The organism is Acidobacteriota bacterium (genome assembly GCA_016196035.1).
In the GTDB taxonomy this organism is placed as follows: domain Bacteria; phylum Acidobacteriota; class Blastocatellia; order RBC074; family RBC074; genus JACPYM01.
This window is the reverse complement of sequence record JACPYM010000107.1, coordinates 164,530-180,178: the sequence shown is the minus strand read 5'-3', so window position 1 is coordinate 180,178 and position 15,649 is coordinate 164,530. Positions and strand designations below refer to the sequence as shown.

General features: G+C 57.4%; 18 protein-coding genes. 7 read left to right on the top strand and 11 right to left on the bottom strand.

Features of this window, described 5'->3' with window-relative positions; all coding sequences use genetic code 11:
- Positions 1-8 precede the first annotated feature (8 nt).
- From rsmI to HY011_30535, 5 genes are all read left to right on the top strand, one after another.
- Positions 9-863, top strand: coding sequence for a 16S rRNA (cytidine(1402)-2'-O)-methyltransferase (gene rsmI / locus HY011_30555; protein ID MBI3427290.1), 855 nt, complete (start codon positions 9-11; stop codon positions 861-863).
- Entirely contained in the window at positions 838-1,806 is a 969-nt protein-coding gene (locus HY011_30550) for a TonB family protein (GenBank protein MBI3427289.1), read from the top strand. Before rsmI ends, HY011_30550 begins: the two co-directional genes overlap by 26 nt.
- Positions 1,807-1,890: 84 nt before the next feature.
- Positions 1,891-2,433, top strand: a complete 543-nt coding sequence (locus HY011_30545; protein MBI3427288.1) for an NUDIX hydrolase — start codon at positions 1,891-1,893, stop codon at positions 2,431-2,433.
- A gap of 100 nt (positions 2,434-2,533) precedes the next feature.
- Positions 2,534-3,454, top strand: a complete 921-nt coding sequence (locus HY011_30540; protein ID MBI3427287.1) for a CPBP family intramembrane metalloprotease — start codon at positions 2,534-2,536, stop codon at positions 3,452-3,454.
- A gap of 73 nt (positions 3,455-3,527) precedes the next feature.
- Entirely contained in the window at positions 3,528-3,749 is a 222-nt protein-coding gene (locus HY011_30535; protein MBI3427286.1) for a hypothetical protein, read from the top strand.
- Between the two features lie 91 nt (positions 3,750-3,840).
- Here the strand turns inward: HY011_30535 and HY011_30530 are convergent, their stop codons facing one another.
- The 8 genes from HY011_30530 to HY011_30495 form a co-directional block, all read right to left on the bottom strand.
- Positions 3,841-4,089: a DUF4177 domain-containing protein gene (locus HY011_30530; protein ID MBI3427285.1), complete on the bottom strand. Its 249-nt coding sequence runs from the start codon at positions 4,087-4,089 to the stop codon at positions 3,841-3,843.
- A gap of 549 nt (positions 4,090-4,638) precedes the next feature.
- Positions 4,639-5,649 carry a M28 family peptidase gene (locus HY011_30525; GenBank protein ID MBI3427284.1) on the bottom strand — a complete coding sequence of 337 codons (1,011 nt, stop codon included), beginning with the start codon at positions 5,647-5,649 and terminating at the stop codon, positions 4,639-4,641.
- Positions 5,650-5,743: 94 nt separating this feature from the next.
- The gene (locus HY011_30520; GenBank protein ID MBI3427283.1) at positions 5,744-6,607 is read right to left on the bottom strand and encodes an acetyl-CoA carboxylase carboxyltransferase subunit beta; all 864 of its coding nucleotides are present in this window, start codon (positions 6,605-6,607) and stop codon (positions 5,744-5,746) included.
- An 83-nt stretch (positions 6,608-6,690) separates the two neighbouring features.
- The gene (locus HY011_30515) at positions 6,691-7,644 is read right to left on the bottom strand and encodes a threo-3-hydroxy-L-aspartate ammonia-lyase (protein ID MBI3427282.1); all 954 of its coding nucleotides are present in this window, start codon (positions 7,642-7,644) and stop codon (positions 6,691-6,693) included.
- Entirely contained in the window at positions 7,644-8,309 is a 666-nt protein-coding gene (locus HY011_30510; GenBank protein MBI3427281.1) for a Uma2 family endonuclease, read from the bottom strand. The genes HY011_30515 and HY011_30510 overlap by 1 nt, the downstream gene beginning before the upstream one ends.
- Positions 8,310-8,340: 31 nt before the next feature.
- The gene (locus HY011_30505) at positions 8,341-9,324 is read right to left on the bottom strand and encodes a threonine dehydratase (protein ID MBI3427280.1); all 984 of its coding nucleotides are present in this window, start codon (positions 9,322-9,324) and stop codon (positions 8,341-8,343) included.
- 182 nt (positions 9,325-9,506) lie between these two features.
- Complete coding sequence (locus HY011_30500; protein ID MBI3427279.1) at positions 9,507-10,769, bottom strand: MFS transporter; 1,263 nt, start codon at positions 10,767-10,769, stop codon at positions 9,507-9,509.
- 128 nt (positions 10,770-10,897) lie between these two features.
- A complete protein-coding gene (locus HY011_30495; GenBank protein MBI3427278.1) occupies positions 10,898-12,487 on the bottom strand; it encodes a trypsin-like peptidase domain-containing protein in 1,590 nt (529 codons plus the stop codon).
- 307 nt (positions 12,488-12,794) lie between these two features.
- Between HY011_30495 and HY011_30490 the strand changes: the two genes are divergently transcribed.
- Positions 12,795-13,724, top strand: a complete 930-nt coding sequence (locus HY011_30490; protein ID MBI3427277.1) for a glycerophosphodiester phosphodiesterase — start codon at positions 12,795-12,797, stop codon at positions 13,722-13,724.
- Positions 13,725-13,762: 38 nt separating this feature from the next.
- Here HY011_30490 and HY011_30485 read toward each other — a convergent pair whose 3' ends face one another.
- From HY011_30485 to HY011_30475, 3 genes are all read right to left on the bottom strand, one after another.
- Positions 13,763-14,020: a hypothetical protein gene (locus tag HY011_30485; protein MBI3427276.1), complete on the bottom strand. Its 258-nt coding sequence runs from the start codon at positions 14,018-14,020 to the stop codon at positions 13,763-13,765.
- The gene (locus HY011_30480) at positions 14,001-14,210 is read right to left on the bottom strand and encodes a hypothetical protein (GenBank protein ID MBI3427275.1); all 210 of its coding nucleotides are present in this window, start codon (positions 14,208-14,210) and stop codon (positions 14,001-14,003) included. Before HY011_30480 ends, HY011_30485 begins: the two co-directional genes overlap by 20 nt.
- A gap of 102 nt (positions 14,211-14,312) precedes the next feature.
- Positions 14,313-14,702: a DUF2203 domain-containing protein gene (locus tag HY011_30475; protein MBI3427274.1), complete on the bottom strand. Its 390-nt coding sequence runs from the start codon at positions 14,700-14,702 to the stop codon at positions 14,313-14,315.
- Positions 14,703-14,919: 217 nt separating this feature from the next.
- Between HY011_30475 and HY011_30470 the strand changes: the two genes are divergently transcribed.
- Positions 14,920-15,642, top strand: a complete 723-nt coding sequence (locus tag HY011_30470; protein ID MBI3427273.1) for a hypothetical protein — start codon at positions 14,920-14,922, stop codon at positions 15,640-15,642.
- The last annotated feature ends 7 nt before the right edge of the window (positions 15,643-15,649 follow it).

Genomic DNA, 15,649 nt, shown 5'->3' with positions numbered 1-15,649 from the left:
TCTCGGTTATGCCGCTCTATCTGGTTGCCACGCCAATTGGGAATTTGGAAGACATTACGCTGCGCGCCTTGCGCATTTTGCGTGAGGTTGACCTGATCGCTTGCGAAGACACGCGCCACACCGGGCGAATGTTGCAACACTTCGGTATCAGCAAACCGCTGGTCAGTTACCACGAACATAACGAACGCGAACGAGCGGCTGAGTTAGTTGAGCGCATAGCGCAAGGCGCGAGCATCGCGCTGGTCAGCGATGCAGGGACGCCCGGCATTTCCGATCCGGCCTATCGCCTCGTGACGGCGGCGATTGAGCGGGGCATTGCGGTCGTCCCGATTCCAGGGCCAGTGGCATTGATTACGGCCTTGATTGCATCCGGCTTGCCGACGGATGCGTTTTTGTTTGCGGGCTTCCTGCCACCGAAACAGCAGGCTCGGCGGGCGCGCTTTGAGGAATTGCAAACCCAGCGCGCCACGCTCGTTCTTTACGAAGCGCCGCACCGCTTGCGCGAAACGCTGGCTGATGCACTGGAAATTCTGGGCGACCGGCAGGCCGTGGTTGCGCGCGAGCTGACCAAGTTGCACGAGGAATTTGCGTGCGGAACGTTGCGCGCCTTGGTTGAACGTTTTGTTGAACAAGAACCGCGCGGCGAACTGGTGCTTGTCATCGCGGGATGGCGTGCCGATAATGCGGCAACGGGCGTGTCCGGCTCGATTGCGGAACAGCTTGAAGAGTTAATGCGCGAACTGGATTTGAGCCGCAATGAGGCGTTGAAGCAGGCGGCGCGGTTGCGCGGCATTTCTAAAAATGAAGCTTATCAGTTGTTGTTGGAGGAGAAGCGAGATGATTCAAATGAAACGACAGGATGACGGGGTGATGGAGCGACAAAGTATTGCCGCGTTACGCTGGTTGCTAGGCTGTTTATTGTTTACGGCCTACGGCCTATTGCCTACTACAGCACAGGCGCAACTGCTCAAAAAATCCGATTACGGTGTTGGTGTCACGATTGCTGTCTATCAATTCGATGATTTGAAATCGAAGAAATTCGGTTTGGTGACCAAGCTCAAACAAACCGTCTCGACCTCTGACGAAGAGATCGAATACATCACGCGCACCTTTGGCGCGGAAGACATGAAGTTGCGCCACCTGCGCCCCTCGGTCGGGTTACGTGAGGGCGAGCCGTTCACCGACACGCAACCGATGAACGAGAAACCGTTCACGTTGACGGTGACGCCGCGCCTGATCACGCGCGAAGAAGTCAGCTTCGACCTCAAGGTGCAATACGGCAATCAGGTCTTGATGGAATTCACCAGCATCTCGGCCAATAACTATGAGACGGTCATGCTGCGCGGCGAACGCGGCGGCTTCGGCATCCGCGAATTCAAAGGGCCGGAGGGCATGGAGTCGGTGCCCGAAGCGCGCGCCTTGCTGATCACGGTGACGCCCGCGATCATCGTCGCCAAAGGCTTGCAGAACCGGCCGTCTGACATCTCGCGTCCGACTGACGCCTATGGCTCAAAGGTCGAGTTGAGTTCCAGCGATACCTTTGAACTGCCGACGCTGGTCAATCGTCAGCCGGTCAAATTTCCGCCGGGTGCGACGCCGCGCGGTTCGATCACGCTGGAAGGCGTCGTTACACCCGAAGGCCGCGTCACCAACGTGCGGGTGCTCGACACGCCCGATTCCGCTTACAACAACAAAGCTATCGAAGCCTTCCGGCAATACCGCTTCAATCCGGCCAAGCTGAACGGGCGCGCAACCTATGCGACGTACCGCGAGACGATTGTGTTCGATAAACCAAAACCGCTGTAACCCTGGGTACGCACGCTTCCTAGCGTGCTGCGTGGCGTGGACGAACTGCGGTTCAACTACTAACTTTGCCAAGAGAAACGCCGGATGACACGCCAACTGCTTACCACCGAAACGATTTTCGAAGGACTGGTTTTCGAAGTTGTGCGCGACCGCTTGCGTGAAGCGAACGGCTTGGAGATCGTCCGCGAAGTCGTGCGCCACCACGGCGGCGCGGGCGCGTTACCGGTCTTTGACGATGGGCGCGTGGCGTTGGTGCGGCAATACCGGCATCCGGCGGGCAGGGAGTTGCTAGAGATACCGGCAGGGAAATTAGAGCCGGGCGAAACGCCGTTGGAATGCGCCACGCGCGAGGTTGAACAAGAGATCGGCTGGCGCGCCGGACGGATGGAAAAGCTGTGCGAGTTCTATACGACGCCGGGGTTTTGCGCAGAGAGGCTTTACTTCTATTTGGCCACTGATTTGCAGCCTGCGGCGCAGCAATTGGATGAGGATGAGTTGGTTGAAGTCGTTTATTTGCCCTTGGCCGAAGCTGTGCAAATGGCGCTGCGCGGCGAGATTGAAGACTCCAAAACGCTGATCGCGCTGTTGTGGGCCGAACGGCTTTCAGGTGCGACAGGCAAGGTTTGACGCCCCTGATGCCCGTGTGTAGAGTGGCGATGGTGGTTGGTGAGGCCGTGGCCGGATGCTTATCCACCTGATAGAAGGCAGTGGGCAAGTCGGAATACTTATGGAAACCGCAGTGAATTACTGTTCAGCTTGTGGGCAACTCTTTGAAACAGGATTTGCTGAAGCCTGCCCGCATTGCGCCACAGTTCGTCAACCAGGCGCGCACGCACTGGCCGAAACGGCTTCGGCAGAGCCGCCAGCGGCAGGCTGGGGGGCTGGTACTGGGTTGTTGACCTGGGCGGTGAGCGTTGCGTTACTGTTTGGCACGCAGCTCATCGCGATGGTCATCTATTTTGCCCTGCAAGTTTCACGCACGGGCAAGTTGCCCAGAGAAATGCAGATTGATTGGTTGCTGGCGATGCTGTCCTTGGCGGCGGCGATTCCGGCACATTTATTGACACTGGCAGTTTGTTGGTTTGTGGTGACGAAACGGGGGCAACGTCCGTTTTGGCAGAGCATGGGCTGGGGCTGGCATCCGCAATTCAAATGGGCGCATGCCACCGCCTTGGCGGCGTTGATGATGGGCGTGGCGATTCTGTTTTCGAAAATCCTGCCGCATCAGGAAACCGACCTGGAAAAGTTGATGAAACTCGGCATGAGTGTGCGCGTGTTGACGGCCCTGCTCGCCGTGCTGTCAGCCCCGTTGGTTGAAGAGGTTGTGTATCGTGGCGTGCTTTATCCGGGGTTGGCGCGGAATTGGGGAATGGCCGGCGGCGTGAGCGGCGCCACTCTTTTATTTGCGTTGGTACACGTGCCGCAGTACTGGGGTAGTTGGGCGGCGATTTCGACGATTGTGTTATTGAGTCTGGTGCTCACGCTCTTGCGCGCGGCGACTGGCAGCATTCTGCCAGGTGTTGCGACGCATTTCGTTTATAACGGAATTCAAGCTTTGGCGCTGCTGTTCGGGTTTGATGAGGTGGTGAAAGAGAAAGCGACCCAGACGGCGCAGCTCGTTTGGACACAAATGACCGGCTTATTTTGATTTGAAATTTAGAGAGAAGGCGGCGGGAAAGCCCCAGGCCACAAACCACATCACAAGTAGGGGAGAGAAGACCGTGGCAGATTTTTTTACGATGATGGAGAAATTACAAGGTATGCTCGACAGCGATGACGTCGAGATACGCACCAACGACGGACGCAGCGTGCGCGGTAAAATTGACAACTTGCGCAGCACGCAGCCATTCAGTAAACCGGCGGTCAAAGTCCTGGGCGCCGACGGCCAGATCACCAAGATACTGTTTGCCGACATCAAGGAAATGATCAACCACAAAAAATGAGCGCGAAAAAGTCTGAAGCGGTGATGAACCGCAGCCACTTGGTCAAGGCCAGTAACGCCAGGTTCATCACCGTTCGCCTACTCTGTGCGGGTTAGGCATTGGCCGGTGGCCGCTTGAAGGTGTATTTGACGTAGCGGCTGCTGGAAAGCAACTCCTCACCTTTATTGCTGCGATGCACGGCGTACCCGTCCACGTATACCGCGACCAACTCCCAGCCATCTTGTCCGAGCGAATTCAACCCGGCGTCCACGTTGGCGTCAATGAAATCTTCACCCGTAATACGCGAGCCGATCTTGCGAATCTCGCCCCAATCAACCGTCTTATATTCCCACTTAGCCATAGCTACTCTTCCTTCTTTAGTTGTTAGTCCAAATCCCGTCTCTGTTATTGCTCTGGCTGTTTCTGAAAGCACACCGCAATAACAATGACGCTCCCGGCCTGCGCTTTGGAGCTAAAGTTCCAGACACCGGGCAACACCCGAACGACGGCGCATGATCACACGATCAACACCGGCGTACAGATTCGTTCCTGCGAATTGTCGTGAAAACCTAGTTGAGGGGGAAGGTCAAACTGCACCATATCCAGCGAACCAGACTGCTTAAATTTGCTGGGGAAACAGCTTCGGTGACATCCAGCGGCCTGCTTCTGCTTCCCGCGCCGCCGTTTGCCGTGCAGATAATCCGATAGACGCGCAAAAGATGCAAGCTGATTAGCCAATAGCGCTTACGCTGGCAGCCAAGTCAGATTACGTCGCGCTGCTTTCAGTTTGGGTTTTTCTTGTAGGGGGGTAACGCTGATAAGTGGAGCCTGGCGGGAAACATTACAATTTCAAACCTGACAATGGTTGTGGGACAAACCGGCAAGCTTGCCAGTCTGTCCCGTAGTTGTATTAACGAATCTGCGCTTCGATTTTGGGCAGGCTGAGTAACACCACATCGCCGACTGCTTTCAGGCTTTGGGCGCTAATCTTATCGAGCGTGTCCTCTTTGGTATGCCAGTAAGGATTGTCCGGGCCGCCGTATTCAAAATCAATCAAGTCCACCGCCGAGACACCTGCTTCCAGAAAGCGCGCGTGATCGTCTTCGGTGTAGGTCGTGCGCGCCGGGAAATTTTTGTTGTACCCGGCCTCTTGGGCGGTCTCCCAGATCGCTTGCATGAGCCAGGACGAAGAGTTCTGCTCGCGCGGAATCTTCAAATCCTTATCGCCGATCATATCGAGCAGGATGAGTGCCTTGATCTGTTCGAGCTGTTTGGCCGCGCGCAGCCGTTCGACCATGTGGCTGCTGCCATAAGTGTGATCTTTGCCGTTCAGGCACTCGCTCCAGTCCGCGCAAAAGGCTTCTTCGCCGTCAAAGAAAACGAATTGATAGGTGAACTTGCGCTTTGTTTTCTCCGCAGCCATCACGCGCGCGATTTCTAACAGCGCGCCAGTGCTCGAACCGCCGTCATTGGCCCCAACGAAGGCGAATTCCTTATAGGGTTTGGTGTCGTAATGGCTGGCGATGGCGATGATGTTAGGCGCTTCGCCGGGCAATTCGGCGATGATGTTTTTCATTTTCACCTTGCCCTGCGGCGTGGTGGGCGTGAATTCATCCAGTGTGACTTTCAGGCCATAGCTTTTCAGTTCCTTGACCAGATACTCGCGCGTTTTTTCCAATGCGGCGGAACCGGCGGGGCGCGGGCCGAATTCGACCTGCGTTTTGACGTGGTTGAAGGCGCGCTCGCCGCTAAAGTCCGTCGTCTTCTTGGCCTGCTCCGGTTCGGGCGTGGCCGTGGCATTTGGCGTGGGCATGGGTTTGGATGCCACACCGTCTTTGGCGCAAGCCAGTGAGAGCAGGCAGATCGCAAGTAGCAGGGAAATGCGGATTGCGGATTGCGGATTGCGGATTAGGAGCGCCATAAAAGTCATTTGTGATAGCCCGTGGTGTGCGCATCGCCAAACGCGGCGCGGACTCTCATTCAATCCGCAAGCCGCAATCCGCAATCCGCAGTCTCTATTGGTCTGGCCCGGTGAATTCCAAGGTGCGGATCAGAAACTCGCGCAATTGGCGGCGATCCACCACGGCATCGAGCATGCCGTGCGCCAGCAGGAATTCGGAGCGTTGAAAACCCTTCGGCAATTTCTGGCGAATAGTTTGTTCGATCACGCGTGCGCCGGCAAAGCCGATCAACGCGTCCGGCTCGGCGATATTCAAATCGCCTAGCATCGCGAAACTCGCCGTCACGCCGCCCGTCGTTGGGTTGGTCAGCAGCGAAATATAGGGCAGGCGCGCGTCGTCCAATAAGGCAAGCGCGGCGGCAATCTTGGCCATTTGCATCAACGACAGCGCGCCCTCCTGCATCCGCGCGCCGCCGGAACAGGACACGATGATCAGCGGCAGCCGGTTTTCCAAACAGTATTCGATGGCGCGCGTGATCTTTTCACCCACGACGGAACCCATGCTGCCGCCCATAAAATTGAATTCCATTGCGGCGATGACGACCTGGCGTCCGTCCAATTTGCCTGCGCCGACGATGATCGCGTCGCGCAAGCCGGTCGCCTTTTGACTTTTGGCCAACCGCTCTGGATAGGGTAAGGAGTCTACGAATTTCAGTGGATCAATCGGTGCGATATTGGCGTCATGCTCTGCGTATTGGCCATCGTCGAAGAGCATCTGCAAACGTTCGCGGGCCGTCAGGCGAAAGTGATAATTGCAGGTCGGACAGACGCTCAGGTTGGTTTTCAGGTCTTTGCGATAGATGGTGGCACCGCAATTTTCGTTCAGGCACTTAACGAAGATGCCTTCGGTTTTAACAGTGCGTTCTGCGGGGGGCGCGGGTTCACTGATCTTGTCTTCTTTGCGTTTGAACCAAGCCATAGTTGGGGTCTCTTGAATGCGCGGGTGATTTAATGAACGCGGATTTTACGCGCCGGTCTGAGGCCTGTCAAAAGCCGCGCTACCTATGATCCCAGCCATTGCCCCAGCTTCGCCAAGTCTACATTCCCGCCCGACAGAATCACGCCGACGCGCTGTCCCGTGAAATCGTATTTGTGATGAAACAGGGCTGCCGCGCCCACCGCGCCCGAAGGCTCGACCAGCACTTTCATGCGTTCGAGCATGAACCGCAGCGCCGCGATCATCTCATCGTCGCTGACCAACAGGATGCGTTCGACCAGGGCCTGCACAATCGGAAAGGTCAGCTTGCCCGGCGTACTGACTTGCAAACCGTCGGCAATCGTTTTGGGCACGGGGATTTCGACACGTTCGCCTTTCTGCATAGACAACCAGGTGTCATTGCCGGTTTCCGGTTCGACGCCGAAGATGCGAATGGAGGGGCGCAGATAATTGGCCGCTGTCGCACAGCCCGCCAGCAAACCGCAGCCGCTGACCGGCACGAGCAAGCAATCCAATTCCGGCACGTCTTCCAGCAATTCCAAGGCGGCGGTGCCTTGCCCGGCCATAATCAGATAATCGTCAAACGGCGGCACCAGCGTCATCCCGCGCTCGGCGCAGAGGCGGTCGCCGATTTCTTCGCGGCTCTGGCCGTAACGGTCATAAAAAATCACTTCCGCGCCGTAACCCCGCGTCGCGCGGACTTTGATTTCGGGCGCGTCTTCTGGCATCACGATGACGGCGGGCACGCCGAACAGCCGCGCTGCCAGCGCCACTGCCTGCGCGTGATTGCCTGAAGAAAAGGCCAGTACGCCCGGCTTTCGTTCTTCGGCATTCATTGAGGCGAGCTTGTTGTACGCGCCGCGAAATTTGAAGGCACCGACACGTTGCAGATTTTCGGCTTTGAAATAGACCTCGCACCCCGCCACCTCGTTGAATTGGCGCGACGTCAGCACGGGCGTGCGGTGGGCGACACCTTGCAGGCGCTGTTTGGCTTCGAGAATGTGATTGAAGGTCAGCATCAGTTTTCTTCGCTTTCGTCGGGCGCATTTTCGCCGGGTTCTTCGTTAGCTTCTTCATCCTGGGGGAACGGCACGCGGTCGTAAAGCTCAGCCAGCGACAAGCGGCAGGCTAGCGAGGCGATGAATAAATTCGCTTCCAGTCCTTCGACCTGCTTGAGCAGCCAATTGTCATCCGGCTGCCGCGTGAAATGCTCTATGTAAGGCTTGTCCTGCGCGATCAAAACGTAGTCGGTCAAGGTGCCGTTGTGCTTGCGATAGCGTTTGAACTTTTCGCCACGGTCAAAGGCTTCGGTGGATTTGGAGAGCACCTCGATAATGACTTTAGGATTGACCACCACGTCCCGGAATTCGTCATGACAGACCGGGCCGCAAACGATCACCACGTCGGGATAGGAGAAAAAGCCTTTGGGGGGCCATCTGGCTTTGGCTGTTTGCGCGGGACCGCTGCGCACCTTCATGTCCTTGAAAAGCGGCTCACAGGGTTTACCTTTCAGCTCATTGCCGAGTTCCCGTGCCAGATTGGCGGTAATGCGCGCGTGTTCCATGCTTTCGCCCGCCATCGCCCGGATTTGTCCGTCAATGTATTCGTGGCGTTCGTCTGCCTGACGCTCGAACGCCAGATACTCCGCTTCGGTAAAGACAAGTTTCTGTTGTGGTGTCGCCATCTCGTACTCCTTTGCTGCCGCGTAGGATGCTTTAGCTGAATACCTGGCGCAAGGTTTCAGTCGCCAGGTTTCCGCCAGAGATGACATTAACGACAGTTTGGCCCTGCCAACGCGCGCGCAGCTTCAGCGTCGCCGCCGTCGCCGCCGCGCCCGCGCCTTCGACCAGGTTGTGTGTCGTGCGCCACAGCAAGCGAATCGCATCGCGCATTTCTTCATCGCTGACCAGCACGATTTCATCCACGTTCTGTTTGATGATCTCGAAGGTGAGCGCCGCCGGTGCGCGCGTCGCTATCCCTTCGGCAAAGGTGTTGGCTTCCGGCGTCGTGACGAGTTGGCCCGCTCGCCAGGAAAGGTAATTGCTTGGCGCGCCCGCAGCTTGCACGCCGAAAATCCTGGTCGCAGGCGAGAGCGCGCGAAAAGCTGTGATGACGCCGCAAATGCCGCTGCCCATCCCAATCGGGACAAAGATCGCATCGGCTTGTGCGCCGCGTTGTTGCAGCCGTTCGATAATTTCCAGCGCGTAAGTGCCGACGCCGTTGATCAGCAATGGTTCGTTGGCCGAATGGACGTAGCGCAGGTTTTCTGCCGATGCTAATTGCTCGACCGCTTCGCGCGCTTCGTCGAAGTCGCGCCCGTGTTCAACCAGCCGTGCCCCGAAGGCGCGCATCGCGGCGTTCTTTTCGGGGTTGTTGCCGCGCGGGACGACGATGGTCGCGGGCACGCCGTAGCGCGTGGCCGCCAGCGCGATGGATTGGCCGTGATTGCCGGTCGTGGCCGAGATCACGCCGCTGTGCGTGGGCGCGGCGGCGAACTGGCTCATCAGGTTCAAACCGCCGCGCACCTTGAACGCGCCGGTGGGCAGATGGTTTTCGTGTTTGACGAAGACGCGCGTGCCGGCGGCCTCGCTCAGCAGCGGGTGTTCCAGCAACGGCGTCGGTTGCAGCGTTTGGTAAACGATCTCGCGTGCTGCGCGGATGCCGTCGAGCGAAACGGCGGCGCGCCCTTCGGCCAGCATAGATTGCAAATCCTGATTCATTCGATTTTCTCAGCGGCACAGATCACTGCCGTAACGGGGCGACAGCATACAGTTTGTCCGATAAGCTGCTAGCTTGTCGAAGCCTTGGCGGGAACCCACCGGGCTAACGGCCAAGACTTCGACAAGCTGGCAGCTTGTCGAACGATGCCTCATGGTTGTGCTTACGAAACTGTCGGGCTTGGCCCCGTCGTCACCGCATTGTTGGGTAAACGAAAATAGCCGATGCCCGCGAAGGCCGCCAGCATCACGGCGCTGGCAAAAAACAGCGCTCTGACGCCGGTCGCGTGCGCGAGCGAACCGGAAATCGCCAGACCGATCAATTGCGCCCACGAGAGCGCGGCCATCAGACTGCCGCTGACACGGCCCATCATCTCCATCGGCGTTTGCCCCTGCATCAGCGTCTGGGCCGAAACAAAGACGAACACGACGCCCAGCCCGATGCCGAACATGCCGACGCCCGCGCCGATCAGGCTGCGCCAGGCGGCCAGCAGCAGCACGAAGGCGCCCATCGTCAACAGCCCCAGCAGAATCAACTGGCTCTTGCTGACCCGCACGGGCACCCGGTTCATATTCAGCGTGCCGAAGATCATGCCGACGCCAATTAGCGCGTTGATGATGCCGAAGGCGGTTGAATTGGCGTGCAGGTCATCGCGCACATAAATCGCGATCAGCGGCCCAAAGCAACTGATCGCAAACATCGCCGCCGACATGGCCAGAATGACAAAGGCCAATGTCTCGTGCGTAAAGCAGAATTTGATCCCGGCCATCAAATCATCCAGCAATGATTTGAGCGGATGGCTGTTGGGATCGGGTTGTTTCGCTTCGCGCGCAATCACCAGCGAGGCGATCATTGAGGCGGAGAACAGAAAGCTCACGAAGTCTACGTAATAACACGATTGCGCGCCCAGCCGTTCGACCATCAACCCCGCCAGCGCCGGGCTGACGATGCGCACCAGTTGAAAGGCTTGCTGCATCAGCGCGTTCGCCGCCATCAAACCATTCTGCGGTACGATGGTGCGCAGCGTGATCGTTTGCGCCGGGACAAAGAAAGTCGAGACAAAGCTGAGCGCGAACAGAATTAGATAAAGCTGAGTCAAGCTGTGGGCGAACACCAGGCAGAGCGCCAGCCCCGACCGTATCAAATCGCTGGCAATCATTGTGCGCTTTACGTTCCAGCGGTCTACAAACACCCCGGCGAGCGGGCCGACAAAGGCGAACGGAATCATGAAGGCCACGCTGATAAGCGTGACTTGCAGCGCCGAACCATGCAATTTGAACGAGACGACGCTCAGCACGGCGAAGAGCGCCAGAAAGTCGCCAAAGATGCTGACGATTTGCGCCAGCCACAAACGGCGCACGGGCGGCAATTGCAAGACTTCGCGGAAACTGAGTTGCGCAGGTGCTGCTTGAGCGGTGGTTTCCATAATATGACAGTGAAGCTCCTCTTGAGAGATTGGTGCACCATACAAGAGACAGCGGTTGGAGAAAAGGATAGCAAGGCTAACGCAACATGTGGTGTGGTGCGGAGGCATTGCCTGGCATCTAAAGAAAGCTATTGCCCCAGCACCGGACTTGCCGATGAGGCGCCGTCATCCGCGCGGGCTTGCGCTTTATGTTTTTGAATCAATTCGACGCCATACCGAATAGGCACGGCAAAATTGGAAGGGGTGTTGAGCATCACGGCTTGGTTGACGCCGATGACTTTGCCATTCAGGCCGAAGACCGGACTCCCCGATCCGCCTTCGCTGGTGGGTGCGTCGTGAACCAGTTGGCGCGGCGTAATGTCGCCGATGTGGCCTTGCGTAGATTGCGGGCGAATCTGCTCACGCCCCGCGAGTTCATTCAACGCGGCATGCAAAGTCACGCGTGACAACCCCCAGCGTTCGCGCTCATCCACGCGCGCCAGCAAGCCTTCCAAACCCGCCGGGTAACCCATCAACACCACCGATTGGCCGCTAACCGCGCCCTCGTCCTTCTCATCCAAGGGGAGCACCGGCAAATTCAAGTCGCCTTGCTCGAAACCGCACAGCGCGATGTCGCGGTCGGTCGAGATTTCCAATTGTTTCAGCGCAATGGGTTGATGCGCTTTGGGAAAATACACCAACAACTCGCGCACGCGCGGGCGAAAGCCTTGGGCGCGGATCAGGCTGGCGACTGGATCATCTTCCCAGGGTTGCAGCACGTGACGATTGGTCAGCACGATGCCCTTGTCCACTAAAAAGCCAGTGCCGATAAATTCGGTTTCGTACACGCGCCCGTTGCCGTCGGTGCTGAGGTTCAAGCCGCCGCTGGCGCTGATCGGATTGCTGTTCTCGCTGAATTCGCGGAAGCGCGCTTCGCGCCCGGCGCGCGGGTCAACGAAGGTATACATCCCATAAATCAGGCAGACACTGTCGCCGTAACTTTTCACCACTTGTGAAGCGAAGGAAACCGAGGTGATGGCGTTTTGGGCATTCTCACCAACTTTGGTGAGTTCTTTGTTGACGGCTTCGAGCTTGGTGCGGGTCTCTTCGATCGTCTTGTTGAGGTCGTTGATGGCGCGCTGATTTTGGCGGCCTTGAATAAACCCCAGCGTCGGAATGTAAATCGCCGCGCCCACCAGCAACACAGCCAGCCCGCCCATCACGTAAAGCCAGCGTTTGGGGATTTCGGCGGCCAACTCGCGCACGAGTTGTTTGACGAAAACCAGCGCGACATCAGTGCGGGGGATGGGCAGCGTTTCCGCCGAGCCATTCCGACTGCGCCGAATACGCAGGGGCTTGGAAGCCGGGCCGACACGTTTCAGCACTGCCGTGCCCAGTGCCAAGGAGTCGTTCAATTCTGTCGCCTCGCTGAGCGCAAAGAAACGTAGCCGGATACCGGTTGAGCCAAAATGGAAAGTGTCGCCGTCATGGATCGCTTCGCCGACGGCAATCGGTTCGCCGTCGCGCAATAAATTGGCTTCACTGGTCGCGGCGGCCACGCGATAAACGCCGTCTTTCAAACGCAAGGTCAGCAGGTACGTTTCAGGCGGCAGGAAGTGGTCTTCGGTGACGATTTGCAAATCGCAATCCGCCGCCGTGCCGATGCTGATGGCCTCTTGTTGCAGGATGCGGGTCTCTGGGTTAGGCACACCGGCCAGCCGGATGACAATCCCGTTCATAACTGGTACGACCTCAAACAGTGGAATCGCGGGGGAAAAGTTTGTGAACCGCGCTTGCCGCATAGTTCAAAGTAGGCGTCGCAACACTGATGTGAAAACGCGGCGCAACCACTCCGAAGCAGGTTGGCAAAGCAGATTGGCAAGATACCACATCAACCCTTGATCGAGCGGGCGGAAAACACTCTTTCACCTAAAATTGCCGCAAAATTTTCCGCGCAACCTATGCACCGATTGACTTACCCGGGCGAAGTTCTCAGGATAGCCGCCATCAATTACCACATCACAGACACATCTCCGGAGGAACTTTATGTCACGCACCCTTATTCGACTTGGGCAACTTGGCTTGCTCGCTTTGTTGCTGGTCAGTTTGCCGCTCGCCGTCAGCTTGGCCCAGCCCGAAAAGAAAATCCTGATTGCGCATCGCGGCGCGTCGGGTTACGCGCCGGAGCACACCATCGAGGCCTACCGGCTGGGCATTGAACAGAAGGCCGATTTCATCGAGCAGGATTTGCAGATCACCAAAGACGGCGTGCTGGTTTGTCTGCACGACCTCACACTCGAACGCACGACCGATATTGAAGAAGTTTTCCCTGAACGTGCGACCGTTGAAAACGGCGTCAAGCATTGGTACGTGGCCGATTTCACCTTGGCCGAAATCAAGCGGCTGGACGCGGGCAGTTGGTTCAACGAAAAATTCAAAGGGACGCGCGTGCTGACCTTCACCGAAGCCATTCAAGCCGTGCGTGGCAAAGCCGGTCTTTACCCTGAAACCAAAGAGCCAGAAGTGTATGGCAAACGCGGTTTCGAGATGGAAAAGCTGCTGCTGGCCGAGCTGAAGAAGCACAAGCTGGATCAACCCAACGCCGATCCCAAAACGCCCATCATCATCCAATCCTTCAGTGCCGCCAGCCTGCGCAAACTGGCGTTCGAGTTGAATTCAAAACTGACACGCGTGTTTCTGGTGCATAACGGGAATGAAAAGCAGTGGCTGAATCCCGCAGGTTTGCAAGAGGTCAAGAAATTCGCCGACGGCATCGGCCCCTCCAAAAGCCTGATCGAAGCCGAGCCGAAGATCGTTCAATGGGCGCATGAACTGGGGCTGACGGTGACGCCGTATACCTTCCACCTCGGTCAATCTGGAAAATACAAAGACGTGCGCGAAGAGATGCGGCAGTTCCTGTTTACGTATGGCGTGGATGCGCTGTTTACGGACAACCCCGATCAGTTTCCAAGATAGTTGGCGGTTGGCGGTTGGCAGTAGCAGGCGATAGCGATTTATTCTTCGGTGGCGCTACCAGGCTGAGGCAGTTGCCGTTGTGCGCGCAGGATGCGGTTTTCGATTTCCAACCGGAGCAGGCGGTGCTGATCTGTTTCGCGTTCTTTGGCGTGCTGTTGTTCTTGGGCAATGCGTTGTACCAGGGCCAGCAGCGCGTTGTGTTCTTGCCGCAATTCTTTCAACTCTTTTTCGAGCCGCTCAACGCGCTGCATGATCTGATAGGCGCTCAGCAGGGCGTCAAAAAACTGTTTCAACATTGAGCGTGTCTCCAATTTGGCGTAGCAGACGGCGGGATTCTTTTTTGAGGAGTTGAATCTCGGCTTCCTCCTTGTCCATGCGCTCGTTCGACAGCCGCACCTTTTCCAGATAGTCCGCCAGGAAGGCTTGAAACTGTTCCGCCTCAGGTTGAGTTAATTCCAGCGTCAGATTCTTTTCACTGGTCATCATGAAATCCTCCCATTCAACAACCCAGCAATTCAACAACCCGGCAATTCAACAACCCGGTCTTGCAACATGCGTATCAGCAAGACGGTTTTCTGTCTGCTGCCTTCACAACGGCTGTCGCCCCGCAAACCCGGCGTCGGTATCGTGCCACCATTCGATGCGGTCTTCGCCGCGTTGCCAGCACAGGTAAACGACACGCCCGTCGCGCCAGTGGGGGAAGTCGCACAACCCGCGCTCGAAATCCTTGATCTCGACGCCGAGGCTCAAAAGCTGTTGCACGGCGACCATAAAGCCGGTCAGCGCGTGGGCGTATTTGACCCCTTGATCAATGCCGCCATTCTCTTCGGCGCGGTCATAAGCGCGTTTGGCTTCAGGGGCCAGGCGGCGCAGCACGGCGCGTTCGCGGTCAATCTGCCCGAACAGACTGCGCACCACCGGCAACAGCGCGTTGGCTTCTTCCACGGAAAACAATTTCATGTCGAGTTGATCGTTCATTAGAAAATCCGTCCCAAGGCTATAGTGTCCGCCCGTCCTTTGCAACAATTGAAGCGCCCGCCGTTCCTGTGCTGTTGCAAACGTACACGCGGCGCGCTTGCCCCGGCAGAGGGGCGGGTTTAGCATACCAGCGCTGCGCGTTTGCTCAGCTTCAAACAGGCAATTTGGCCACGCAACTGAACCGCAAGTCGGAGCCGCAAGCTTTAGGAGGAAGTGGATGTTCAAAAGATTTTGCACGCAGCTTTGTTTATGCGCCTTGTTATTACCGGCGTTCGCTAGCGCCGCCCAGAATCCTGCGCCCGCCGCGCCGATCAAAGATGAAGATGTGATCGTCATTCCCGCCGGCACCGAAATGCAATTGAGCCTGCGCGACTCGGTCAGTTCCAAACTGAGCGAGCCGGGCGACGAGATTCTGGCCACCGTGCGCCGCGATGTGGTCGTGGATGGCCGCGTCATCATCCAGCAGGGTACCGAAGTCGTCGGACGTGTGACCGTCGCCGAACCGGCGGGCCGCTTGCTCAAAGGCGGTCGCTTGCATCTGACTTTCGAGCGCATTCGCTTAAACAGCGGCGAACGGCGGCTCAATTCGATGATCAAATCGGTCTCGGATTTTTCCCGCGATGAGAAGATCAAAAGCGATGGCGAAGGCACGCTCAAAGGCGGCAAAGACGGCGGCAAGGTGTTGACGAATGTCGGCACGGCGGTGGGCCTAGCCAGCGCCGGAGCCACGGTCGCGGTGCTGGCAGGCAACGCGCGCGCCATCAATAGCGCCATCAATGGCGAAGGTTACGGCTATGGCGGAACGATTGGCGCGCTCGCCGGTGTTTATGGCGGCGCGGTGATTGTCGGCATTTTGCTGAGCAGGGGCAAAGAAGTGCGCCTGGATCAAAACGCCATCGTGCGTTTGAAATTGGAGCGGCCGCTGACGGTGGAGCGTTAGTTTTAAG

Bases quoted from the DNA above. Each gene is read 5' to 3' on its own strand.
- HY011_30545 (MBI3427288.1), top strand. From the start codon at position 1,891: ATGACACGCCAACTGCTTACCACCGAAACGATTTTCGAAGGACTGGTT.
- rsmI (MBI3427290.1), top strand. From the start codon at position 9: ATGCCGCTCTATCTGGTTGCCACGCCAATTGGGAATTTGGAAGACATT.
- HY011_30485 (MBI3427276.1), bottom strand. From the start codon at position 14,020: ATGTTGAAACAGTTTTTTGACGCCCTGCTGAGCGCCTATCAGATCATG.
- HY011_30530 (MBI3427285.1), bottom strand. From the start codon at position 4,089: ATGGCTAAGTGGGAATATAAGACGGTTGATTGGGGCGAGATTCGCAAG.
- HY011_30495 (MBI3427278.1), bottom strand. From the start codon at position 12,487: ATGAACGGGATTGTCATCCGGCTGGCCGGTGTGCCTAACCCAGAGACC.
- HY011_30520 (MBI3427283.1), bottom strand. From the start codon at position 6,607: ATGGCTTGGTTCAAACGCAAAGAAGACAAGATCAGTGAACCCGCGCCC.
- HY011_30510 (MBI3427281.1), bottom strand. From the start codon at position 8,309: ATGGCGACACCACAACAGAAACTTGTCTTTACCGAAGCGGAGTATCTG.
- HY011_30540 (MBI3427287.1), top strand. From the start codon at position 2,534: ATGGAAACCGCAGTGAATTACTGTTCAGCTTGTGGGCAACTCTTTGAA.
- HY011_30525 (MBI3427284.1), bottom strand. From the start codon at position 5,649: ATGGCGCTCCTAATCCGCAATCCGCAATCCGCAATCCGCATTTCCCTG.
- HY011_30500 (MBI3427279.1), bottom strand. From the start codon at position 10,769: ATGGAAACCACCGCTCAAGCAGCACCTGCGCAACTCAGTTTCCGCGAA.
- HY011_30490 (MBI3427277.1), top strand. From the start codon at position 12,795: ATGTCACGCACCCTTATTCGACTTGGGCAACTTGGCTTGCTCGCTTTG.
- HY011_30505 (MBI3427280.1), bottom strand. From the start codon at position 9,324: ATGCTGGCCGAAGGGCGCGCCGCCGTTTCGCTCGACGGCATCCGCGCA.
- HY011_30480 (MBI3427275.1), bottom strand. From the start codon at position 14,210: ATGATGACCAGTGAAAAGAATCTGACGCTGGAATTAACTCAACCTGAG.
- HY011_30550 (MBI3427289.1), top strand. From the start codon at position 838: ATGATTCAAATGAAACGACAGGATGACGGGGTGATGGAGCGACAAAGT.
- HY011_30475 (MBI3427274.1), bottom strand. From the start codon at position 14,702: ATGAACGATCAACTCGACATGAAATTGTTTTCCGTGGAAGAAGCCAAC.
- HY011_30515 (MBI3427282.1), bottom strand. From the start codon at position 7,644: ATGCTGACCTTCAATCACATTCTCGAAGCCAAACAGCGCCTGCAAGGT.
- HY011_30470 (MBI3427273.1), top strand. From the start codon at position 14,920: ATGTTCAAAAGATTTTGCACGCAGCTTTGTTTATGCGCCTTGTTATTA.